Raw genomic sequence first — 23,062 nt, forward strand, 5'->3', positions numbered from 1 at the left:
CATGGAAATCTTTGCCAACCTCGGACTCGGCCTGGAAACGGCCTTCACGCTTACCAACCTGTTCTATTGCCTGGTCGGCGTTTTTGTCGGCACCGCCGTTGGCGTGCTGCCGGGCCTGGGACCGATCGCCACCATCGCCATGCTGCTGCCGGCAACCTTCGGCCTGCCGCCTATTTCCGCGTTGATCATGCTTTCGGGTATCTACTACGGCGCCCAGTACGGCGGCTCGACCACGGCCATCCTGGTCAACCTGCCGGGCGAATCCTCCTCGGTCGTGACCGCCCTCGATGGCTACCAGATGGCGCGCCAGGGCAATGCCGGCAAGGCGCTTGCCACCGCCGCACTGTCGTCGTTCTTCGCGGGTACCGTCGCCACCGTCCTGCTGGCCCTATTCGCGCCGCCGCTGGCCGACCTCGCCCTCAAGTTCGGCCCGGCGGAATACTTCTCGCTGATGGTGCTGGGCTTGGTTGCCTCCGTCGTGCTGGCCAGCGGTTCGCTGCTCAACGCGATCGGCATGGTGCTGCTCGGCCTGCTGCTCGGCCTGATCGGCACCGACGTCAACTCGGGCGCCCAGCGCTATACCTTCGACCTGCCTGAACTGGCCGACGGCATCAACTTCGTGATCGTCGCGATGGGCATGTTCGGCATCGGCGAAATCATCCGCAATCTCGAGCACGACGAAGACCGCAGCCTGGTGATGAAGAAGGTCAAGGGCCTGATGCTGACCAAGGACGACTTCAAGCGCATCATCGCGCCAGTACTGCGCGGCACGGCCCTGGGTTCGGCGCTGGGCATCCTGCCGGGCGGCGGCGCCATGCTGGCCTCTTTCGCCTCCTACTCGATCGAGAAGAAGGTCTCGAAGAACTCGGCCAACTTCGGCAAGGGCGCGATCGAAGGCGTCGCAGCGCCGGAAGCGGCCAACAACGCCGGCGCGCAAACCTCGTTCATCCCGATGCTCACCCTGGGCATCCCGTCGAATCCGGTGATGGCGCTGATGATCGGCGCCATGATCATCCAGGGCATCCAGCCCGGACCGGCCGTCATGACCGAGCAGCCGGCGCTGTTCTGGGGCCTGATCGTGTCGATGTGGTTCGGCAACCTGTTCCTGGTCGTGCTGAACCTGCCGATGATCGGCCTGTGGGTCAAGATGATCATGGTGCCTTACCATAACCTGTTCCCGGCGATCCTGATGTTCTGCGCCATCGGCGTGTTCAGCCTGAACAACAACGAGTTCGACGTCTACCTGATGGCGCTGTTCGGTTTGTTCGGCTATATCTGCGCAAAACTGGGCGCCGAGCCGGCGCCGATGCTGCTCGGGTATATCATCGGCCCGATGATGGAGGAATACCTGCGCCGCGCGCTGCTGCTGTCGCAGAGCGACCCGATGGTGTTCGTCACCCGCCCGATCAGCGCCGTCATGCTGGGCATGGCTGCCATCGCGCTGATCGTCGTGATGCTGCCTTCGCTGCGCAAGAAACGCGAAGAAGCCTTCCAGGAAGAGTAGACCAGTTGTACTGCGCGCCCCGGCCTGGCCGGCGGCGCGCAGCCTTTCCGTATCAAACTCCCCTGTTAGAACAAAGCGCCCTGCGGACTGGTCAGGCGCGCGAAGCTGTCGCCCAAAAACGGCAGGATCGCGTCGGCGATCGGCTCCAGTTGCTTCGTCAGGTAGTGCTCGTAGTCGATCGGCGCGCGCCGCAATTCGATCGGTTCCGGGCCGGCGGTGGTCATCACATAGTGGATCCACCCACCGTTGCGGTATTGCGCCTGGCGTCCCTGACCGGTATGGAAGTCGTCGGCCATGCGCGCCGCACGCACATGCGGCGGCACGTTGCGCTCATAGTCATCGAGCGGCCGGCGCAGGCGCTTGCGATAGACCAGCAGCGCATCGAGTTCGCCGCGCAGGGTGCGCGCCACATATTCGGCCATCCAGGCTTCGTAAGGCTCGCGCCTGAAGATCCGCAGATAGAGCTGCTGCTGGAATTCCTTGGCCAGCGGCGACCAGTCCGAACGCACGCTTTCCAGCCCGCGGTATACCATCTCCTCACTGCCATCCGGGTTCGTCACCAGCCCGGCGTAGCGCTTCTTGCTGCCTTCGTCGGAGCCGCGCACGGTCGGCATCAGGAAGCGCCGGTAATGGGTGTCGAATTCGAGTTCGAGCGCGCTGTCGATGCCGTAGTCTTGCATCAGGTGGGCGCGCCACCAGCCGTTGACCCGCTCCACCAGCTCGCGCCCGATGCGCTCGGCTTCCTCCTGCCCGCGCGCGCCGCCCAGCCACACGAAGGTGGAGTCGGTGTCGCCATAGATCACCTGGTAGCCCTGCTCCTCGATCAGCGCTCGGGTGCGGTGCATGATCTCGTGCCCGCGCATCGTGATCGACGAGGCCAGGCGCGGGTCGAAGAAGCGGCAGCCGGTCGTACCCAGCACGCCGTAGAAGGCATTCATGATGATCTTCAGCGACTGCGACAGCGGCCCGTTGCGTTCGCGCTTGGCGGCCTCGCGCCCTTCCCAGACCTCGCGCACGATCCCGGGCAGGCAGTGGCGCGTGCGCGAAAAGCGCCCGCCGCGAAACCCCGGCACGGTGGCGGCTTCGTCTTCGGCCAGGCCGGCCACGAGGCCCACCGGGTCGATCAGGAAGCTGCGGATGATCGACGGGTACAGGCTTTTATAATCCAGCACCACCACCGAGTCGTACAGGCCCGATACCGAATCCATCACGAAACCGCCCGGGCTGTCGCCCGCCGCCACGTCGCCGATGTTCGGCGCCACGAAACCCTGGCGGTGCATCAGCGGCATGTAGCGGTGCTCGAAGGCGGCGACGGAACCGCCGCTGCGGTCCACGGCCAGGCCGGTGACGCTGGCGCGTTCCAGCAGGAAGCGCATCAGCTCGGTTTTTTCGAAGATGCGGGTGACCAGTTCGCAGTCCTTCAGGTTGTACCAGGCCAGGGCCGGTTTGTCTTCGAGGAACATGCGGTTGATCTCGTCCATGCGGCTGTACGGATTGTCGATCGCCTTGCCTTCGCCGAGCAGGGTCTGCGACACCGATTCCAGGCTGAAGGACGGGAAGCTATAGGTGGCCGAGCGCAGCGCATCGATCCCGTCGATCACCAGGCGGCCGGCAATGCAAAGAAAGAAGTGCTCCCGGCGCCCGTGCTCGCGCGCTTCGACGGCGCTGCCGTCGCGCCCCAGGCGCAGCGGGCGCTTCAGGCGCTCGGCTGCCTGCACCAGCATCCGGAAATCGAACTGGATCACGTTCCAGCCGATGAAGGCGTCCGGGTCATGCAGCCGGACCCATTCCTCGAAGCGGTCCAGCAGTTCGCCGCGGCTGGCGCAGTATTCAAGTGCCATATCACGCGGCGACTCGTCTCCGTTAGGCTCGCCCAGCATGTAGACCTGGCGCTGCCCGCAGCCTTCCAGGCCGATGCAGTACAGCTCGCCATGCTGGTTGGTCTCGATGTCGAGCGAGGCCAGGCGCAACTGCGGGCGGTAGCCGCCATCCGGCTTCAGGTGGGCGTCCAGGATGCGCCGGGGATCGCGAGGGTCAGGCGTCCCGTGCACCAGCACCGGCGCGGTGATGAAGCGTTCCATCAGGTAGCGCTCGGGCGGGCGGATGTCGGCCTCGTAAACGTCGATGCCGAACTCGCGCAGGCGTTTCTCGAGGCGCAGCAACTGGCGGTACTGGCGGCAGTACAGGCCGAGGACCGGCCGGTGGCTGAAATCGCACAGCGCCAGCTCGCGCAGCTCCCATCCTCTCTCGGTTCGCAGCACCTGCTCGGCGGCAGCGCGTTGTTCAAGCGGGATGAAGGCGACCGAGGTTTGCGGCGGCAGGCAAACCTGGCGCGGGCCATCTGGCGTGGCCAGCCACAGGGTAACCGCGGTGCCGGCGTCAAGGTCGTGCCAGTGCCGGGTCAGCAGGAAACCCTGCAGCGCTGCGGTCCCTGGCTGGTCGTGGGTGTCCATCGCGGTGCCGGGTCTACACGAGCCGCGCCAGTTCCGCTTCGCTGAAACCGGCCTCGCGCCGCGCATCGAGGTTGAACGGTCCCTTGAGCACCGGCGCCTTGTAGCGCACGGTCAGTTCGTCATAGGTGGACACCGGCTCCAGGCCGCGCCCGGCGCACAGGTGAAGGTACCAGCGGTTGCCGATCTCCACGTGCCCGACTTCGTCGCGCAGCAGCACGTCGAGGATGGCGGCCGCTGCGCGGTCGCCTGCGTGGGCCAGCTTGGCGCGCAGCGGTGGAATCGCGTCGAGGCCGCGCGCCTCCAGCGTGCGCGGCACCAGCGCCATGCGCGCCAGCACGTCGCCGCGGGTCTTCTCGACCATCTCCCACAGGCTGTCGTGGGCGGCGAAATCGCCATACGCGAAGCCGAGCGTGGCCAGGTGCGCCGACAGCATGCAGAAGTGCGTCGCTTCTTCGTTCGCCACCTGCAGCCAGTCGGTGTAGTAATCCTGCGGCATGCCGGGGAAACGCCACAGGGCGTCCAGCGCCAGGTTGACGGCATTGAATTCGATATGGGTCAGCGCATGCACCAGCATCGCGCGCCCTTCCACGGTGGCCATCGAGCGCTGGCCGACCAGGCGCGGCGGCACCAGTTCCGGCCGCGCCGGGCGGCCGGGAACGCCCTCGGGCGCGGCCAGCGCCGCCTCTGTGTCCACGGCCCAGGCGCCGGCCGCGTGCGCGGCCGCCATGGCCGCCACGCCGGCCGTCTTCGCGGCCGGATCGGGTTCAAGCAGGAATTGCAGAGCGCATGCGCGTAGCTCCAGCGGTGGCGCCATGGTAAAGCCTTCAAAGGGGAAGATCTAAACCGCCAGTATACCAAAGCAGGCCACCGGGGCTGGCGCCTGCGTTACCATGCATGTTCCGGAACAGACTGCCACCAGGACCCATGCACAACGACCTGCCCGCCCTCCTGATCATCGACATGCAGCGCTGCATGGCCAGCCCGGCCGCAGGCGCACGCAACAACCCGCACGCGGAAACCAACATCGCTGCATTGCTGGACCTGTGGCGCGCGCGCGGCAGCACGGTCATCCACGTACGCCACATCTCGCGTGCTCCGGCATCCGGCTTCGCGCCGGGCCAGCCGGGCGCGCTGTTCCAGCCAGCCTTCGAACCCCGCGACGGCGAGCACGTCGTGGAAAAGAACGTCCCGGACGCCTTCATCCATTCCGGCCTCGAGCGCTGGCTGCGGGTGCGCGGCATCGGGCGCCTGGTGGTCGCCGGCGTCAGCACCAATATCTCGGTCGAATGCAGCGTGCGCACTGCCGCCAACCTGGGCTTTGGCGTCACGCTGGCCGGGGACGCCTGCTACGCGTATGCGCAAACCGACTACGCCGGCGTGCAGCGCAGCGCCGCCGAGGTCCATGCGATGTCGCTGGCGAACCTGGCCGCCGAATACGCCACGATTGCAACAACCGAGGCACTGCTGCAGCGCACGAAATAAGGCAGCGCCGCAACACTCTACCCTTCGGGGATTGTAGGCGGGCAGGCAAGCTTGTTACTATTGGTTGCACCGGACGCCTGGCGTCCACTGCGCCCAACCGCGAAGGAAACGCCATGTTCTCCCGCCCCGCCCTGCATTCCCGCCTCGCCCTTGCCGCCTGCGCCCTGGCCGCCGAAGTCTTGCACCTCGGGTGGGAGTACACCCACGGCGGCGTGCCTTCGCACCACCTGCTGAACCGGGCCGACCTGCCGGAGGTCTCGAACTGGTGGGGACTGATGGTGGTGCCGCTGCTGGTGTGGTTCCTGGTGGGCCGCATCCAGCGCCGCGGCGCCACGCTGGTGCAGGCCGGCAGCCGCGAACGCTTCCGCGCGCTGGCCCAGGCCCGCTTCGGCGCCGCCCTGCTATGGGGCGCGGCGTTGGCGCTGGCCTTCGCCCAGGGCCATCCGGCCGTCGGTTTCCTCTTCGGCGGCGCCTTTGCCGCGGGTTTGCTGTTCCACGTCTACCGGGCCGAATACGTACTCGGTTTTGCGCTGGGCCTGACCTTTACTTTCGGTGCGGTGCTGCCGGTGCTGATTGCCTCGGTGATCGCCGGCTACTCCTTCCTGGCGCACCTCATGATAGGGGCCTTGCTGCGGCTGGGACGCGGCAACCGCGCACGTGGCGCCGGCCTGCCCTGAACCGGGGGGCGCGGAGAGCGGTCGCGCGGTCACTACCTTCACGGCATAATCGTTTATTCACGGACACTATTCCCTCGACAAGTACAGACGCGCTACCTACACTCCCTGATGTTTTTCATAATAAAACTTACATCCAAATCGGGAGAATAGAATGACTAGACGTTTGTTTGCAGCCACCATGGCCTCCTTGCTGCTCTTGGCAGGCTGCGCCTCGCCTCCGCAATTACCGGTCACGTTGTCGAAAACCGCGCTGCAGAGCCAGGGCAACCGCATTGGCGTGGCGATGTCGGCACCGGCTAAGGCCGATACCAATTTCCCGGGCGCAGCCTGCCTGCTGTGCTTGGCAGCAGCCTCGGTGGCGAACTCTTCGCTCACCACGCATACCCAGGCCCTGCCAGTCGACGACCTGCTGCGCCTGAAGGCGGATGTGGCGGAGACCTTGCGCAAGAAGGGCCAGGTCGTGACCGTTATCGACCAGCCGGTCAAGCTCGGCGACCTGCCGAAGCTCGACGCCGCTCCGAACAAGTCGCGCATCGACTTCTCCTCGCTGCGCAGCAAATACGGCATCGACAAGCTATTGGTCATCGACATCGACGAGCTGGGAATGACGCGCAGCTACGCGAGCTATATTCCGACCGGCGACCCGCAGGGCGTCGTCAATGGCGTAGGCTACCTGGTCAACCTCGCCGACAATTCATATGAATGGTATTTGCCGCTGCGCCAGGTAAAAAGCGCCGCCGGAAAATGGGATGAGGCACCAAGTTTCCCCGGCCTGACCAATGCCTATTTCCAGGCGGTCGAAGGCACGCGCGATGCGGTGCTCCAGCCACTTGCCGAATAAGCGCCCGACGATGACAGCCTCGCGCCTGTTCTCCGGTATTGCCTGCGCCGCGGTCGTACTGGGCGCGCAGGCAAGTGCCCTGGCCGCGCCATGGGCGGTCCGCACGCCGCCTTCCGACCGCGTCCCCTTCAAGGGTGTTGCCAGCATGGACGACGTCGGCAAGCCAGGGGCCATGCTGTATCCGGCTGCCGGCGCAGCCGGCCTGATCGCCGCAATCGTGACCCACGCCGTGATCGCCAGTTCGGTGCGCGACCACGAAAAGAGCGAGATCGAAAAGGCGGCGGACAAGATCCTCGAGCCCTTTGATGCAAGCCTGGCCACCTTTACCCTGCGCGACCTGGTACTGGGCGCTTCGGCGCTGTCGCGCCACGGCGAGCCGCGCTGGCTAGCCAGCAACGAGAAGGCCGAGGCCTGGGTCGTGAGCAGCAAACCGGTCTTTTCGATGACGCAAGACCGCGCCGCCCTGATCCTGGAGAACGATGTCACGCTCACGCCGCCGTCTGGCCAGCCGGTGTACGCCAACCGGGTGCGTGTCATCTCGTCCGTCCACCTGTACGAAAACCTTGCCGGCTTTTGGGGCGAGGACCAGGCCAGGGCGCTGAAAGCCGAAAGTGTGCGGCTGCTGGCCGCCTCGGTCGATATCGCGCTTGACGACGCGATCGTGCCACGTCCGGCTGCCAGCCCCGGTGCGCAGCGCACCGTGCGCTATCCGGAAGGAGGCAAGCTGGTATTCGAACGCGCGGAAATCATCAAGGAAGCGTGCGACCGCATGCTGTTGCGCAACCTGCGCGGTTGGCTGGTGTCGGTGCCCCGCAACGGGCCGCCGGCATCCAGCTGCGCGGAAGCCGCGCAGTGATCGAGCCGGCCAATTGGCTCGGGTGAATGTCGACCCACCCGCCCTCACATCTGGCGGAACAGGTGGGCGTACACCGGGCTCACGCGCGGTTTTTCCGGACGGTGGCGCAATGTGAGCATCACCTTGCCCAAGGTGTCGCGTCCGGCGCTGGCCACGCAGGCCATGTTCACCACGGTGCTGCGGTTGACCTGGCGGAACCGCGCCGGATCCAGCTGCGGCAACAATTCCTTCAGCGGGACACGGATCAGGGCCTCGCTGTCGGCGGTGGCCACAGTCACGTATTTGTCGGTGGCCTGGAAGAACACCACCTCGGTCACCGGGATCATGCGCACGACGTTGCCCACGGCGGCGCGCACGAACTCCAGGCGTTCGGGCGCGGCACTGCCCGGCATCAGCGCCTGCAGCTTGCCGACCAGCTCAGTCAGCGGATCATTATCTGCTTCCTGGCTGCCATGCCGGTTGGCGAGTAGACCCTGCAGCCGTTCGACGGTGCGCGCCAGGCGCGCTTCGTTGACCGGCTTGAGCACATAGTCGGCGGCGGCCTGCTCGAAGGCCTGCACCGCATAGTCGTCGTAGGCGGTCACGAACACCACGTGCGGAAACGGCGCCGGCCCTTCCCAGCGTTCGGCCAGTTCTTCCGCCGCTTCGATCCCGGTCTGGCCGGGCATCTTGATGTCCAGGAACAGCAGGTCGGGCCTCAGCGCCAGCGCCTGCTCCACCGCGGCGACGCCGTTCGGTGCGGTACCGGCGATCTCCAGTTCCGGCCACAGGCGCTGCAGGGTAAGCGCCAACGTGGCGGCGAGGATTGGTTCGTCTTCTGCAATCAGGGCGCGGATGCTCATGGGGTCTCCAGGGGAAGGGTCAGTCGGACGCTGGTGCCTTGCGGCTGGCCGGGGGCCAGAAGGATGGAAGCGCGCTCGCCGAACAGCACACGCAGGCGTTCGCGGGTGGTGGCGACGCCGACTCCGCCGCCCGAAGTACGGGCTGCCGGGTCCAGGCCCAGGCCGGTATCGTTCACACAAATCTCGAGCATGCCGTCGACCGCTTCGGCCGAGATGCTCACCATCCCGCCCTCGATCTTCGGCTCCAGGCCGTGGACGATCGCGTTCTCGACCAGCGGCTGGAGCAGCATCGGCGGCATGCTGGCCCCGCGCAGGCCGGGCGGCAGCTCCAGGCGATACCCAAGGCGCTCGCCCATGCGCACGCCCATCAGGCCGAGATAGGCCTCCATGGCGGCGAATTCCTCGCCCAGCGTGGTGCGTTCGGCGCGCGAGGCGCCCAGCGTCGCCCGCAGGTACTGGATCAGCTGGTCGAGCATCGTGTTGGCGCGCCCAGGGTCGAGCACGATCAGGCCCTGCAGGTTGGCCAGCGTATTGAACAGCATGTGCGGCTCGATCTGGGCCTGCAGCAGCCGCAGCTGCGCCTGCAGGGCCTGTCGCTCGATGGTTTCGGCGCGCAGGCGGGCATCGCGGTGCTCCTGCTCGATGCGGCGCACGCGGCCACGGTGCACCTCGAGGAAGGTGCCGGCGCACAGCACCAGGAAGGTCAGCCCGATCATGCTCACCCGCGGCAGCGTCGGATAGGCCGCCAGTCCCGGCGCATCGTGGCCCAGCAGCCTGGCGGCCAGGTGCATGCCGCTGAAATGGGAAATCGGCGCCGCCACCGCCGCCACCGCGAGCAGCGGCAGCCACTGGCGCGGATGCCGGTCCGGGTCGGTCCAGACGAACAGGCGGGCGGCATCGACCACCGCATAGCCCATCACGGCGATGAAGCCCGAATACACCAGTTGTTCGTAGAGCATCTCCGGGTGGCCGACCACCAGGGTGATCACCAGCGCCACTACGGCGCTCATGACGAGGGCCAGGCGCAGGTCGAGCAGCAGCCGGCGCAGGGTGGCGCCGACGGGCGGCGCAGGGAGCAAGGGGCGGACGAGGCTGGGCATGCGGGCTCTTGATCTTGTAGCAAGGATTGCCTGCATTCTGCCCAGCTGCCGCCGCCAGGGCAAGCCGGCTGCGATAAACTCGTGCCGCGGCGCCGTGAACCGGCGTCCCGGGCGACCGAATCGCCGCGCTCCATGCCGTCGATACATATCCCAGGTGCCATCCGGAACTCTTTCCTGTAGGATGACGCCTTTCGCTTGGTAACAGCCCCGCTTCTCCCCTCTCAACGAGGCCGTGGACGACCCGTTCCACCTGCCGGCGCCTTGCCCTGCTGTCCCAACCATCAGAAACAGAATATGGGAACCGGCCTGTCCGGTTTCTTTTGGAGCTTATGGAGCGTTCCCTGTCCCCGCGCGCCGCTGTCCCCGCTCGTGCGCCCGGCCGCGCCGCCCTCGCCTGCCTGGCCCTGGCCTTGCTGGTGGCAGGCGCCGAAGCCGTGCGCTGGACCCGTGGCGCGCGCGCCGCCGCCGCCCCCGCGCCGGCCCTGGCCATCGTGCCGGGCCAGGCCGTCCTGTCCGAACTGTCCCGTTCGCTCGTCCCGATGCCGCGCAATACGCCCTCGGCCCATGCCAGCGCCCTGGCCACCCTGCCGGGCGACCGCATGGTGACCTTCTGGTGGGCCGGCAGCCGCGAAAGCGGTCCCGACGTAAAGGTCTATGCCTCGCAGTGGGATGGGGGCAAATGGGGCGCGGCCTGGGAGGTCGCCAGCCGCGAATCGCTCGGCAAGGCCCTCGGCTTCGGCGTGCGCCGCCTTGGCAATCCGGTCGCCTGGACCAGCCGCGACGGCAAGGTCCACCTGTACGTGGTCGCCACCGGCCTGGGCGGTTGGGCAGCCTCGCGCGTGGTCCACATGGTCTCGTCCACGCAGGGTGCGTCGTTCGAGGTGCGGCGCGTACTGCCGATGTCGCCCCTGTTCAATACCAGCGTGCTGGTGCGCACTTCGGCCGTTGGGCTGGCCGACGGCGGCTGGTGGCTGCCTGTTTATTTCGAACTGGGGATCAAATACCCGATGCTGATGTCCTTCGATGCCGCAGGCGAACCGACCGGGCTGGCACGCATCGGCAGCCGCACCACCACGCTGCAGCCGGCCATCGTGCCGGTGTCGCACAGCGAGGTGCGGGCCTGGATGCGCGACGCCAGCGACGAGCGCCGCGTGCAGCACGCGATGAGCCGCGACGGCGGCGCCAGCTGGCAGGACTTGCCGGCCCTCGACCTGCACAACGAAAACACCTCGGTGGCGACGATCCGCCTCGCCAACGGCGAATTCCTGATGCTGCACAACGACCAGGTGAAAGGCGGCTCCTCGCGCAGCACGCTGCGCCTGTCGATGTCGAAGGACGGCCACGCCTGGCGCAAGGTGGCCGACGTTGCCAGCGGCAGCGCGGGCGACGAGTTTTCCTATCCAACGATGCAGCAGGTCGGCAGCGAGCTGCACGTCACCTATACCCACCAGCGCAGGGCGATCGCGCACCACCGCTACCGGATCAGCATCGGGGAGAAGATCTGATGGTCCTGCCTGAACTGTCATCGCAATTCGTGTACGCCAGGATCGGCTGGGCACTGGTCTTTGCCTGCCTGATTGCCGCCGCCTGGCCGGCCGCGTGGCGCCTCCCGCGCCGCACGCTCGCGGCCATCCTTGGCGGTTCGAGCATCCTGATGGCGCTGCCCGGCGCAGCCTCGCCCGCCTGGCACCTGGGGCTGGCCTTCCAGTATCCGAGCGGCCTGCTGCTGGGGCTATGCCTGGTGAAGCTGCACGCGCGCTGGGCCGGTGCGCCCAGGGCCGCCCTGATGCCGCCCGCGGCGGCGGCCGTGCTGGCGGTCGCCGGCACCTGCCTCTACCTCGACGCCGCCGGCCTGCTCTCGCGCGGCTATTACTATGCCGGCTTCGGCCCCGATGCCGCGCCGGCGCTCGCCGCCCTGCTGGCCGGCGCCTGCGCCATCGCCGTCCTGCGCGGCCAGGCACGGCCACAAGCCTGCGCCCTGCTGGTCGCCCTGTCGCTGTTTTCGCTGGCGCGCCTGCCGAGCGGGAACCTGTGGGATGCGCTGCTCGACCCGCTGCTGTGGGGCTGGGCCGTGGCCGCGCTCTGCGCCGCCGGCCTGCGGCGCCTGCGAGTGCTGCCACGGCGCGCCAATCCGGTAGCGGACGGCGCGCAGGAAGCGCCCGGCCTGCGCCCTGCCGGCGCCGAACCGTTTTTACCAATGAAGGAGTAGTTTGTGGCAAACAGGAAGTGGCTTACTCATCCGGCAATCGCCACCGGGATCGCGATCAATGTCTTCCTCATGGCGCTGGCCGTCATCTGGTCGGACGACACGGAGGCGCTCTGGCGCCTGCTGGGCGAAGACGGCATCGTCGAATGGATGCAGTTCCTCTGCTTTACCGTCATCGCCGGCCTGCTCGGCTTCGCGTTCGTGGAACGTCTGAAACGTCCCGACCGTTCGACGCTGGAGCTGCTGGCCCTTGGCGGCCTGAGCGCCCTGTGCGCGCTGGCCGCACTCGAGGAAATCAGCTGGTTCCAGCGCATCCTCAATGTGCAGTCCTCGGAATTCTTCGTGGCGAACAACCGCCAGGGCGAGACCAACCTGCACAACCTGGCGGTGGGCAGCGGCAGCCTGCACAAGAACGTGCTGCTCAAGCTGATCTTCATTGCAGGCATCACGCACAACCTGATCCTGCCGCTGGTGGCGCGCTCCAAGCCGGCCGTAGGAAGATGGGTCGAGTCGCTCGGCCTCTACCTGCCGCCGCTGTCGGCCTCGATCGTCTACCTGGTGCTGGTGGCGCTGTCGCACCTCTTGATCGAGCATCCGCGCAAGGGCGAGCTGGGCGAGACCTTCGGCGCCGTGCATTACCTGGCCACCGTCTTCGGCGCCTATTTCGCCGGCGTAGCCTACAACCGCCCGCCGATCTTCGAGAACCTGGCGGACCGCCGCCGCATGTCGACCCTGTTCGCGATGTGGATGGTCTTCTTGCTGCTGGTGGGCTGGCTGTTGAGTGCTGGGGCTGGGGCCACCGGCGCGTGAATTCGTAGGGTGGTCGGCTACGCCGACCGCGCGGCGATAGTTGCAGTTTGAACCGGAGCACTGGCTGCAGCACCGTAATTTAAACGCGTGGGCAAGGTAACTCGGGCCAGTGGCCTGAGTTACGAATTGCCCACCCGACGAGTACGTGGCGGCTCTCAAGTGATCGGCATTAGGGCAATGCCCGGAATTACGAACGCCCGCGCGTTCAACACGCGTTGAAATAGTGGTACAGCTATTCATCCACTGATTGAACGCGCGGGCGGCGAAGCCGCCCACCCTACGGGTATCGTTCAAATCACCCGAAAACACACGGCGCCATCGGCGCCGTGTGTTTTAGCCCTACAGTGTCAGATCAGAAGCCGTAGTTGGCACGGACATAGAGATAACGTCCCGAGCGCCCAAACGGTGCGTAGTTCGCGAACGGCGTGTTACCCGTGGTGTTCAGCGCCGGCGGCTGGGTCTCCGGATACTGGTCGAATACGTTGTCGGCGCCGACGGCCAGGCTCAGTTTCGGCGTAACGGCGAAGCGTCCTTCCAGGTCGACCACGGTCCTGGCGTCCATCCAGAAGTCCAGCGCCGGCGTTGTGCCAGGCGAGAGCACCTTGCCGTAGCGGGTGGCGCGGAAGGTCGCGCCCCACTGGCCCAGGCGCCAAGCGACGTTGGCGCTGATCTTGCTCGACGGCTGGCCTTTTTCCAGCGACAGCACGTTCAGGCGGTCGAACAGCACCGGCGCAGGGGCCGGCAGCGACGACAGCTGCGCCGTCACCGGGGTCTTGGTGACCTTGGTATCGGTGAAGTTGCCGGCCACGGTGAAATCGAGCTTGCCGGCGCCATCGAGCGACATCGGCCAGCTCACCACCACGTCCACGCCCTTGGTGGTCGTGTCGACGCCGTTGATGAAGAAGCGTCCGCCGCCCACGCCGATGAAACCTTGCGAAGCGATGTAGTTGCGCACGTTCGCCTGGGTCAGGTTCTCGGACAGGATGATGCGCTCTTCGATGTCGATGCGGTAGGCGTCGATGGTGATGCTGAACGGGTCGAAGCGCATCACCGCGCCGAGCGAAGCGTTCACCGACTTCTCGGCTTCGAGCGGCTTGGCGCCGAGGGCCACCGCCACCGGATCGCCCGGCTTGAAGGTGGTGATCTCGAAGGGCACTCCGTTGATGAAGTTGGTCGAGGTGGCGGTGAAGTTCTGCTGTTGCGGCGACGGCGCGCGGAAGCCGTTCTGCACCGCGCCGCGCAGCGCGAATGCCTTGCTGAAGTCATAGCGCGCCGAGAACTTGCCGGCCAGGCTGTTGCCGAAGTCCGAATAGCGCTCGCCGCGTACCGCCACGGAGGCCAGCAGTTCCGGCGTGATGTTCGCTTCCAGGTCCACAAAAGCGCCGATCGCGTTGCGGTGGGCGTCGACTTCATTGGCCGGGCGGAAGCCCGGGAACACCTGGGCGCCCGGTGCGGCCGGGGTGCCGTTCGGGAGCACCACGCCGCCGTAGCGGTAGGAGTCCGGCTCACCCGCGAACAGCTGGTAGCCTTCGCGGCGCGCTTCCATGCCCACCGCGACGTTCAGCGGCGAAGTGAAGGCGCCCACCGGCACGCTGCGCACGCCGGTCAGGTTGGCAACCAGCTGGTCGTAGGAATAGCCGCCCGCATAGAACTCGGTCTTGCTGGTGGGGCCGATCGACCGGTTCAGCGTGTTCTGGATGTCGTACTCCATCTTGTTCTTGCCGTAGCCGAGCGAGGCATCCATGTCCCAGTCGCCCAGGGTCCAGGTGACCCCGCCGGTGGCCGAATAGTCGGTCACGGTCGGCGCGATGATCGGCAGGAAGCCGTCCGGATAGATCGACAGGATGTTGCGCGCGTCCTGGGCCGGGCGGAAGAAGCCGCCCGAACGCGCCTGGCGGTCCTGGTAGCTCGCCCAGCCGTAGACCTTGACGCCGCCGCCCAGGTTCTTGCCGGCGTTGGCGAACAGGGTGGCCTGCTCCATCTCCGGGTCGCCATACCAGGCGTTGAAGCGGTTGATGGTGTTCTCGCGCGGGTCGAAGGCGGTGCCGACCAGCGGATATTGCTGGCGCATGTCGTAGCCGCTGCGTTCGGTGCGCTTCTGGTCGCGGTATTCGGCGGCGATGGTGACGTAGCCGTCCTCGCCCCAGGCCAGGCCTTTCCACAGGCTGACCGTGGCGGTCTCGCCGTCGGTGCGCTTGCGCGATTCGGGCGCGGTCCAGGTGCCGCCGGCCGGGGCCGCGCTGTTCCACAGGTCGTATTCGGTTTCGCGCAGGCCGTAGGTCACGCTGGCTTCGCCGCCCGTGCGGTTGGTGCGCAGGCGCAGGTTGACCACGCCGGAAATCGCGTCCGAGCCGTATTGGGCGGCGGCGCCGTCGCGCAGCACCTCGACGCTTTGCACGATGGCGGTCGGAATGGTGTTCATGTCCACCGCCGCAGAGCCGCGGCCGATCGAGCCATTCACGTTGACCAGCGAGGAAGCGTGGCGGCGCTTCGAGTTCACCAGCACCAGGGTCTGGTCCGGCGCCATGCCGCGCAGGGTGGCCGGACGGATGGTGTCGGTGCCGTCGGTGATGGCCGGTTTCGGGAAGTTCAGCGAAGGCAGCGCCATCGACAGCGCCTGGTTCATCTCGGTGCTGCCGACGTTCTTCAGGGTGTCGGCCGAGATGATGTCGACCGGGGCCGCGGTATCGAGCGCGGTGCGGTTGGCGACGCGGGTGCCGGTGACCACCACGGTGGCAGTGGATGCGGCAGGGTCGGTGGCCACGGCTTCCTGGGCGTGGGAGACGCCGGAGAACAGCGAGGCAATGGCCAGGGCGAGGACCGTCTTTTGCGTTACGTGTTTCTGCATCTTGGATTTCCTCTTGTTGTTGGAGCGCGCTACTAATGCCGGAACAATGCGCAATAGGCGCCATCTGATACTGCTGGGCGCGCCGGAGGATGTCAATTGGGAAAGTTTCTAGAGGGCATATTTACAACAGTGTGAAAACGTCAGGCTCATGTAAGGCTGGAATGGCGCGGCCTGCTACACTTTTTGCTACTTCCACTTTGCCCACCTCGTATGCACGATTCCCTTTTCCCCGGTTTCCAGGCGTTTCGCATCAAGACCGATACCGCGGTCGAGATCCACGGCGAGATCGGCGGCTCCGGCCCGCCGCTCCTGCTGCTGCATGGCCACCCGCAAACCCACGCGATCTGGCACAAGGCCGCGCCCGTACTCAGCCGGCACTTCACCGTGATCGCCTGCGATTTGCGCGGCTATGGCGATTCGTCGAAACCTGCAGGCACGACAGACCATGCCAACTACAGCAAGCGGGCCATGGCCGCGGACATGCTGGCAGTGATGCGCCATCACGGCTTCGAACGCTTTCGCGTGATGGCGCACGACCGCGGCGCGCGCGTGGCGCACCGGCTGATGGCCGACCACCCCGACGCCGTCGAACGCGCGGTCCTGCTCGATATCGCGCCAACGCTGGCCATGTACGAGCAGACCTCGGATGCGTTCGCGCGCGCCTACTGGCACTGGTTCTTCCTGATCCAGCCGGCGCCGCTGCCGGAGCGCCTGATAGAGGCCGACCCCGCGGCCTATATCCGCGACGTGATGGGACGGCGCAGCGCCGGCCTGGCGCCTTTCGATCCGCGTGCGCTCGACGAATACCGCCGTTGCTTAGGTCTACCCGGCACCGCGCACGGTATCTGCGAAGACTACCGCGCCGCCGCCGGCATCGACCTGGAGCACGACCGCGCGGACCGCGGAGCCGGACGCCAGCTCGCCATGCCCTTGCTGGTGCTGTGGGGCGAACACGGCGTGGTGCACCGCTGCTTCGATCCGCTGCGCGAGTGGCGCAAGGTGGCGGCCAGGGTCGAGGGCGAGGCGCTGCCCTGCGGGCACTACATCCCCGAAGAAGCGCCCGATGCACTGCTGGCGCGCGCCCTGCCCTTCCTGCTGTCATAAGGGCCGCTTGTGAGAAACCGAGGATTTTCTCTCTCCTGAAACTGGTATCGTTCGAGACGCGCCGGGAACCAGGCCATGCCTGTCCGAGACCTGCGGCGCGCTCGCGCAAAACCTGAAAGAGAGAACAATGAAAAAACTGTACCTGGCCATCGCGGTGGCCATCGCCCTGGGCACCCTGACCACCGGCTGCACGATCGTCGACACCGGCGAAGTCGGCTTGCGCGTGAACTTCGACAAGACCATCGAGGCGGACGAGCGCGTCGCAGGCAGCTTCAACCAGACCATGGTGGGCTCGCTGCTGACCTTCCCGGTCAAGGACGTCAGCGTCGATGTGCAGAACCTGACGCCGCTGGCCGCCGACAATTCGACGATGAAGGAATTCGACATCAGCGTGATTTACAACATCACGCCGTCGTCGGTGTCCGACCTGTACATCAACAAGAGCCGCTCCTTCCACATGGTCGACAAGACCGGCGACATCTACCTGATGCATGCCTACATCTACCAGACCGCGCGCAACGCCGTGTATAAAACTGCGCGCAAGTACGAAGCGCTGAACATGAACGATAACCGGGCCCAGATCGAGCAGGAGATCCAGGAAATCATGGTGTCGACGCTGAACGACGAAAAGCTGAACGGTATCGTGATCTCGCAGGTGCGCGTGGGCAGCATGGTGCCGAGCGACGCAGTCAAGGCCAGCGCGGACAACCTGGTACGCGCCAAGAACGAGGAAAAGACCAAGGAAGTCGAGGTCCAGATCGCGAAGAAGGAAGCCGAGCGCATCGCTGCGCTGAACGCCAACGCGGGCGCCATCAGCTACATGCAGGCACAGGCGCAGATGAAGATCGCCGAGGGCATCGCGGAAGGCAAGGTGCAGACCGTCGTGATTCCTTACGACTTCAAGGGCATGGTCAATATCAACAGCAAATAAGGTTCATGCGTGCGGGAACGGGGCGCTGGCCGCGGCCCCGCTCCCGCTGGACGGAGCCTGTTTCCATCTGGATTTTGTGCAATGGCCAGAGTCTTTCCGCACAAGACCGTCACCGCTTTCAGCCGCGCGCCACGCGCAAAAACCCTTCCCTATAATCGGTCGCCGCGGACCTTGAAGCGTGTATTCGGGCCCGTCTTCGATGCTGCACAAGGCCGGTGCATCCCACGCCGGAAAAGTTCCCTCACCAGGATAGCCCGGCACCATGGATCGCACCGAGGCAGGGCAGTTTGCATCGACCGGCACAGGCGACCAGCCGCGCCGGCTGCTGGGATTGCGCCAGACGATCGCACTCATCGTCGGCGTCGTGATCGGCGCCGGCATCTTCAAGTCCCCCTCCATCGTGGCCGGCCTCAGCGGCAGTGCCGACTGGATGTTCGGCATGTGGATCCTCGGCGGCCTGATCTCGCTGATCGGCGCGCTCTGCTATGCCGAGCTGACCACGGCCTATCCGCATCCCGGCGGCGACTACCATTTCCTGCACCGCGCCTTCGGGCGCTCGACCGCCTTCTTGTTCGGCTGGGCCCGCTTTGCGGTGATCACCACCGGCTCGATCGCGCTGCTGGCCTTCGTGTTCGGCGATTACATGCAGCAGGCCATGCCGTTGACGGCGCTGCCGAGCGGCTGGGGCGCGCCGGCCTATGCCTGCGCCGTCATCCTCGTGCTCTCGATGGTCAACCTGCAGGGCCTGAGCACGGGCGCCGGCACGCAAATGTGGCTGACCCTGGCCGAGATCGGCGGGCTGGTGCTGCTGACCCTGGCCGCGGCCTTTTTTACCGACCCCGCACCGGCCGTGGCCACGCCGCTGGCGGCGACGGTCCCGGTGTCCTTCGGCATGGCGATGGTATTCGTGCTGCTCACCTATGGCGGCTGGAACGAGGCAGCCTATATCAGCGCCGAGATCAAGGGCGGCGCAGCCAGCATGGTGCGGGCGCTGACCCTGTCGATCCTGATCATCACCGTGCTCTACCTGATGGTGACCTGGGCCTGCCTGCAGACCCTCGGCATGCAAGGCATGGCCAAGTCCGAAACGCTCGCTGCCGACGTGATGGGCCAGGCGTTCGGGGCGCCCGGCGAGAAGATCATTTCGCTGCTGGTCGCGATCTCCGCTTTGACCTCGATCAATGCCACCATGATTGTCGGCGCGCGCACCGGCTATGCGATGGGCCGCGACTGGAGCCGGCTGGCCCGGCTCGGCCAGTGGGACGGCGAGCGCGGCACGCCGGCGGTGGCGATGTCGATCCAATGCGGCGCGGCCCTGCTACTGGTCGGCCTTGGCGTGGCCTTCGGCAGTGGTTTCAAGGCCATGGTCGAGTTCACGGCGCCGGTGTTCTGGCTGTTCTTCCTGCTCAGCGGCATGTCGCTGTTCGTGTTGCGGCGACGCGAGCCCGACCTGCCGCGCCCGTTCAGGGTGCCGATGTATCCCCTGCTGCCCCTGCTGTTCTGCGCCAGTTGCGCCTGGATGCTCTGGTCCAGCCTGTCGTACGTAACCAGCCAGTCGCTCGGCGGGCTGAACGCGGCGTGGATCGGGGTTGCCGTGCTCGCCAGCGGCAGCCTGCTGATGCTGTTCCTGGACCGGAAGACCCCGTCCGCCTTACCCTGACCTGATCCTGACCCTACACGGAGAATGCCGATGAATACCGATGCACGCCGCCGTACCCTGCTGCTGTCTGCCGCAACCACGGCCGGCCTGGCGCTGGTCCCTGCACGCAGCCTGCTGGCGCAGGACCTGGCCGAGCCCGCGCACCTCGACGTGCCCTATGTGCCGACGCCGCAGGAGGTGGTCGATCGCATGCTGGAACTGGCGCGGGTCGGCAAGAAGGACGTGCTGTACGACCTCGGCTGCGGCGACGGCCGTATCGTGGTCACCGCCGCCAAGGCGCGCGGCGCGCGCGGCACCGGCATCGACCTCAATCCGGTGCGCATCGCCGAAGCGATGGAGAACGCAAAGAAGGCCGGCGTCGCAGACCGCGCGACCTTCAAGGTGGGCGATTTGTTCGAGACCGACGTTTCGGCGGCAACGGTGGTGACCCTCTATCTGCTGCCGTCGGTGAACGTGAAGCTGCGTCCGCGCCTGTGGCAGCAGCTGAAGGTTGGCACCCGCGTGGTGTCGCATGCCTTCGACATGGGCGCGGAATGGCCGCCCGAGAAAAAAGTGGAGGTCGAGGGCCGCACCATTTACTACTGGACCATTACGGAGGCGAACAAACGTGCGGTGAAGGCTTGACCCGCGTCAGTCGCCGCTGACCCAGGGCGCCGCCACTGGCCGGGCTCCGGCCAGGCCGGCGGGTCCCGCAGCGCGCGCCGCATCGGTCTGGGGCGGACGATAGGTCTCGCCATGGCGCAGCACGAAGAAGGCATCGTCCGCCACGCCCTGGGCCTGGCGCGCGGCAGCCAGGTCGCGCGGGGCCTGGTCGAGGCGTTCCCGGCCCATCGGGTAGGTACCCCAGTGCATCCCGACGCTGCGCCGCACGCCCAGCTCGCGGTGGATGCGCACGGCCTCATCCGGGCTGACGTGGGAATTGCGGTACCAGAGCGGCTGGTAGGCGCCGATGCCGATCGCGGCCAGGTCGAAGCTCTTGAAGCGGGCGGCGATGTCCTGCACGTCTTTCGAATAGCCCAGGTCGCCTGAAAAGAAGAAGGCGAAGCCGGGACGGGTGACGGCCCAGGCGCCCCACAGGGTTTCGTTGCGGTCCCAGGGCGTGCGCGAGGACCAGTGGTGCACCGGCAGCAAGTGCAGTTCCAGTCCGCGGAACGAAACCTTGTCCCACCAGTCCAGCCGATTGATGCGCGACCGGTCGCCGCCGGTAACGTGCCTGGCCAGCCACAGGTCGATGCCGAGCGGCGCGTACAGCATTGGCGGGCCGCCCTTCTGCTGGTACAGGGCGCGCAGCGAATCGAGCGAGAGGTGGTCGTAGTGCGAATGGCTGATCAGCACGGCGTCGATGTGCGGCAGGTTCGCCAGCGCCACGCCCGGCGGCTGGTGGCGCTTCGGGCCGGCAAACGCGACAGGCGAGGCGCGCTCGTCGAAGATCGGGTCGGTCAGGATATTGACCCCGCTGCCGGTCTGGAACAGGAAGGTGGCATGGCCGATCCAGGTCAGCGCCGGCTCGCTGCGGTTGGCGTGGATGAAGTCCAGGTCCGGACGCACGGTAGGGATCGGCGCCTGCGGCTCGCGTTCGGAATTATCCGAAGTCCAGTTCTTGATGCGTCCGAGCCAGCCTTCGAAGAAGCCGCTCGGTGGCCGCTGGTAGGCGGGGTTCGACGGATAATTGTTGGCAAACCCCTGCGGCCGGTGGTGGAGCTTGCCCGCGTCGTAATAGGGATTGACCTGCGCGCATCCGGCAAGGGTCAGGCTAAAGCTCAGTGCTGCAAGGCAGGGTAACAGGCGCATGGCGAGGGAGAGGTAGGGAAAGCAACGAGTATAAGGGGCGAATACACGAGACACGGCCGCAGCCTGGCGCCGCCCAGGGCGTGCAAACAAGATTTGCAAAAACAGCCCGCGATGCACACAATATTTGCATGAATAGCAACTCAGCCGAACGCCGTTTCTTCTCGATGCTGCGGCTCACACGCCCCTGGTCCATTTTGTCGTTCCATAATTATTGCCCAGCATGTAAGCTAACGGGTCCCAGCCTACCCGCTGGCAAGCGCCCTTGCCCATCCCACGCCCGGGCGCGCCTGGCCGGCCACAAGCCGAACGCCTCCTGCGCAATTGCTCCCGATCTGATACCGTAGCAACAAACCAAGGGTCGATCCGGCACCCTCCGCCGCCTGCAGCGACCACGCTGCCCCGCCGGACGCAGGCAGGACGCATCGGGTGCCGGCGTACCAGCTCCTTCTTTAACTTATTTGGCTATTGAAATGACCCCTTCGACAGACACTGATACCGGTCTCCCGCTCGACATGATCATCTTCGGCGGCGTGGGCGACCTGGCGATGAGGAAGCTGCTTCCTGCGCTCTACATGGCCCACATGCACGGCAACCTGCCGGCCTCGACCCGCATCATCTCCACCGGACGCCAGGACTTTGACCGCGCGGCTTACCTGGCGCAGGTGGAAGAACAATCGCGCTCCTTCATCGCCAAGGAAAATTTCAACGAGAAAAGCTGGGACGGTTTCCTGCGGCTGCTCGAATACGTCCGCCTCGACGTCCAGGCTGCGCCCGATTTCAGCGCGCTGGCCAAGGCCGCGCACCCCGGCGCCCAGCGCGTGTTTTACCTGGCCACCGCGCCGGCGCTGTTCACCACCATCTGCGACAAGCTGGCCGAGTCCGGCCTGGTCGACCAGAATGCTAGAGTGGTGCTGGAGAAACCCCTGGGGCGCGACCTCGAATCCGCGGTCGAGATCAACGAAGCCGTCGGCAAGCATTTCGCCGAATCGCAGATCTACCGCATCGACCATTACCTGGGCAAGGAGACGGTGCAGAACCTGATGGTGCTGCGCTTCGGTAATTCGATCCTGGAACCGCTGTGGCGCGCGCCGAACATCTCGAGCGTGCAGATCACGGTCGCGGAAGAAGTCGGCGTCGGCAGCCGCGCCGGTTTCTACGACAGCACCGGCGCCATGCGCGACATGGTGCAGAACCACTTGCTGCAACTGCTGTGCATTGTCGCCATGGAACCGCCGACTTCGCTGTCGCCGGACGCCGTGCGCGACGAAAAACTGAAAGTGCTGCGCTCGCTGCGCCGCTTCGGCCTGGCCGATATCGCGCGCGACACGGTGCGCGGGCAATATGCCCACGGCGTCAGCGGCAACCAGGAAGTGGTCGGCTACCACGAAGAGCGCAATGTCCCACCAGACAGCAAGACCGAGACGTTTGTCGCCCTGCGCGCCCATATCGATACCTGGCGCTGGTCCAAGGTGCCGTTCTACCTGCGCACCGGCAAGCGCATGCAGCGCCGCTCTTCCAAAATCGTGGTCGAGTTCGCGAACCCGCCCTTCCCGCTCTTCCCCGACATGCCGGGCGGCGTCGCCAACCGCCTCGTCATCGAACTGCAGCCGGAAGAAGCGATCAAGCTGCAGATCATGGCCAAGCAGCCCGGCAGCGGCATGCAGATGCAGCAGGTTGCCCTGAACCTCGACCTGCAGTCGGCCTTCCAGCAGCGCCGCGCCGAAGCCTATGAGCGCCTGCTGATCGACGTCGTACGCGGCCGCCTGACGCACTTCATGCGCCGCGACGAGCTGGAGGCGGCCTGGGCCTGGGCCGACCCGATCATCGAAGGCTGGAATACGCTGGGCGAGAAGCCACATGCCTATCCGGCTGGCTCCTGGGGTCCGGCAGAGTCGTTCGCGCTGCTGGCACGCGACGGGTTTGCCTGGGTCGAATAAGCGCCGGCCGGGCCAATGCG

19 protein-coding genes are annotated in these 23,062 nt (G+C 66.3%); 13 read left to right on the plus strand and 6 right to left on the minus strand.

Going from position 1 to position 23,062, the window contains the following annotated elements; genetic code table 11:
• Position 1 precedes the first annotated feature (1 nt).
• Complete coding sequence (locus HGB41_RS01545) at positions 2–1,504, plus strand: tripartite tricarboxylate transporter permease (protein ID WP_171080399.1); 1,503 nt, start codon at positions 2–4, stop codon at positions 1,502–1,504.
• Between the two features lie 65 nt (positions 1,505–1,569).
• Here the strand turns inward: HGB41_RS01545 and HGB41_RS01550 are convergent, their stop codons facing one another.
• Positions 1,570–3,957, minus strand: a complete 2,388-nt coding sequence (locus HGB41_RS01550; RefSeq protein WP_171080401.1) for a DNA polymerase II — start codon at positions 3,955–3,957, stop codon at positions 1,570–1,572.
• A gap of 13 nt (positions 3,958–3,970) precedes the next feature.
• The gene (locus HGB41_RS01555) at positions 3,971–4,771 is read right to left on the minus strand and encodes a ferritin-like domain-containing protein (RefSeq protein ID WP_171080403.1); all 801 of its coding nucleotides are present in this window, start codon (positions 4,769–4,771) and stop codon (positions 3,971–3,973) included.
• 110 nt (positions 4,772–4,881) lie between these two features.
• Here HGB41_RS01555 and HGB41_RS01560 point away from each other — a divergent pair, with 110 nt between their 5' ends.
• The 4 genes from HGB41_RS01560 (at position 4,882) to HGB41_RS01575 (ending at position 7,813) form a co-directional block, all read left to right on the plus strand.
• A complete protein-coding gene (locus HGB41_RS01560; protein ID WP_171080405.1) occupies positions 4,882–5,439 on the plus strand; it encodes a cysteine hydrolase family protein in 558 nt (185 codons plus the stop codon).
• Between the two features lie 113 nt (positions 5,440–5,552).
• Entirely contained in the window at positions 5,553–6,116 is a 564-nt protein-coding gene (locus HGB41_RS01565; RefSeq protein WP_171080407.1) for a hypothetical protein, read from the plus strand.
• Between the two features lie 151 nt (positions 6,117–6,267).
• The gene (locus HGB41_RS01570) at positions 6,268–6,957 is read left to right on the plus strand and encodes a hypothetical protein (RefSeq protein WP_212760787.1); all 690 of its coding nucleotides are present in this window, start codon (positions 6,268–6,270) and stop codon (positions 6,955–6,957) included.
• 10 nt (positions 6,958–6,967) lie between these two features.
• On the plus strand, positions 6,968–7,813 hold the full coding sequence (locus HGB41_RS01575) for a hypothetical protein (protein ID WP_171080409.1): 846 nt from the start codon (positions 6,968–6,970) through the stop codon (positions 7,811–7,813).
• A gap of 44 nt (positions 7,814–7,857) precedes the next feature.
• Here HGB41_RS01575 and HGB41_RS01580 read toward each other — a convergent pair whose 3' ends face one another.
• Positions 7,858–8,655 (minus strand): LytR/AlgR family response regulator transcription factor, encoded by a 798-nt coding sequence (locus HGB41_RS01580; protein WP_171080411.1) that lies wholly within the window; start codon positions 8,653–8,655, stop codon positions 7,858–7,860.
• Complete coding sequence (locus HGB41_RS01585; protein WP_171080414.1) at positions 8,652–9,755, minus strand: sensor histidine kinase; 1,104 nt, start codon at positions 9,753–9,755, stop codon at positions 8,652–8,654. Before HGB41_RS01585 ends, HGB41_RS01580 begins: the two co-directional genes overlap by 4 nt.
• Positions 9,756–10,084: 329 nt before the next feature.
• On the opposite strand from HGB41_RS01585, the gene HGB41_RS01590 reads away from it, so the two are divergent.
• The 3 genes from HGB41_RS01590 to HGB41_RS01600 are packed head-to-tail and all read left to right on the plus strand — an operon-like array spanning position 10,085 to position 12,771.
• Positions 10,085–11,260, plus strand: coding sequence for an exo-alpha-sialidase (locus tag HGB41_RS01590; protein ID WP_171080416.1), 1,176 nt, complete (start codon positions 10,085–10,087; stop codon positions 11,258–11,260).
• The gene (locus HGB41_RS01595) at positions 11,260–11,964 is read left to right on the plus strand and encodes a hypothetical protein (RefSeq protein WP_171080418.1); all 705 of its coding nucleotides are present in this window, start codon (positions 11,260–11,262) and stop codon (positions 11,962–11,964) included. The genes HGB41_RS01590 and HGB41_RS01595 overlap by 1 nt, the downstream gene beginning before the upstream one ends.
• 3 nt (positions 11,965–11,967) lie before the next feature.
• Positions 11,968–12,771, plus strand: coding sequence for a hypothetical protein (locus HGB41_RS01600; protein WP_171080420.1), 804 nt, complete (start codon positions 11,968–11,970; stop codon positions 12,769–12,771).
• Between the two features lie 352 nt (positions 12,772–13,123).
• Here HGB41_RS01600 and HGB41_RS01605 read toward each other — a convergent pair whose 3' ends face one another.
• Complete coding sequence (locus HGB41_RS01605; protein WP_171080422.1) at positions 13,124–15,619, minus strand: TonB-dependent receptor plug domain-containing protein; 2,496 nt, start codon at positions 15,617–15,619, stop codon at positions 13,124–13,126.
• 210 nt (positions 15,620–15,829) lie between these two features.
• Between HGB41_RS01605 and HGB41_RS01610 the strand changes: the two genes are divergently transcribed.
• From HGB41_RS01610 to HGB41_RS01625, 4 genes are all read left to right on the plus strand, one after another.
• The gene (locus HGB41_RS01610) at positions 15,830–16,723 is read left to right on the plus strand and encodes an alpha/beta fold hydrolase (RefSeq protein WP_171080425.1); all 894 of its coding nucleotides are present in this window, start codon (positions 15,830–15,832) and stop codon (positions 16,721–16,723) included.
• A gap of 127 nt (positions 16,724–16,850) precedes the next feature.
• Positions 16,851–17,654 (plus strand): SPFH domain-containing protein, encoded by an 804-nt coding sequence (locus HGB41_RS01615; RefSeq protein WP_171080427.1) that lies wholly within the window; start codon positions 16,851–16,853, stop codon positions 17,652–17,654.
• 262 nt (positions 17,655–17,916) lie between these two features.
• Positions 17,917–19,314, plus strand: coding sequence for an APC family permease (locus HGB41_RS01620; protein WP_171080429.1), 1,398 nt, complete (start codon positions 17,917–17,919; stop codon positions 19,312–19,314).
• Positions 19,315–19,344: 30 nt separating this feature from the next.
• Positions 19,345–19,938, plus strand: coding sequence for an SAM-dependent methyltransferase (locus tag HGB41_RS01625; RefSeq protein WP_171080431.1), 594 nt, complete (start codon positions 19,345–19,347; stop codon positions 19,936–19,938).
• A 6-nt stretch (positions 19,939–19,944) separates the two neighbouring features.
• On the opposite strand, the gene HGB41_RS01630 is transcribed toward HGB41_RS01625, so the two are convergent.
• The gene (locus tag HGB41_RS01630; protein WP_171080433.1) at positions 19,945–21,105 is read right to left on the minus strand and encodes an MBL fold metallo-hydrolase; all 1,161 of its coding nucleotides are present in this window, start codon (positions 21,103–21,105) and stop codon (positions 19,945–19,947) included.
• Positions 21,106–21,575: 470 nt separating this feature from the next.
• Between HGB41_RS01630 and zwf the strand changes: the two genes are divergently transcribed.
• The gene (gene zwf / locus HGB41_RS01635; protein ID WP_171080436.1) at positions 21,576–23,042 is read left to right on the plus strand and encodes a glucose-6-phosphate dehydrogenase; all 1,467 of its coding nucleotides are present in this window, start codon (positions 21,576–21,578) and stop codon (positions 23,040–23,042) included.
• Positions 23,043–23,062: the final 20 nt, after the last annotated feature.

The organism is Telluria aromaticivorans (genome assembly GCF_013003915.1).
In the GTDB taxonomy this organism is placed as follows: domain Bacteria; phylum Pseudomonadota; class Gammaproteobacteria; order Burkholderiales; family Burkholderiaceae_D; genus Telluria; species Telluria aromaticivorans.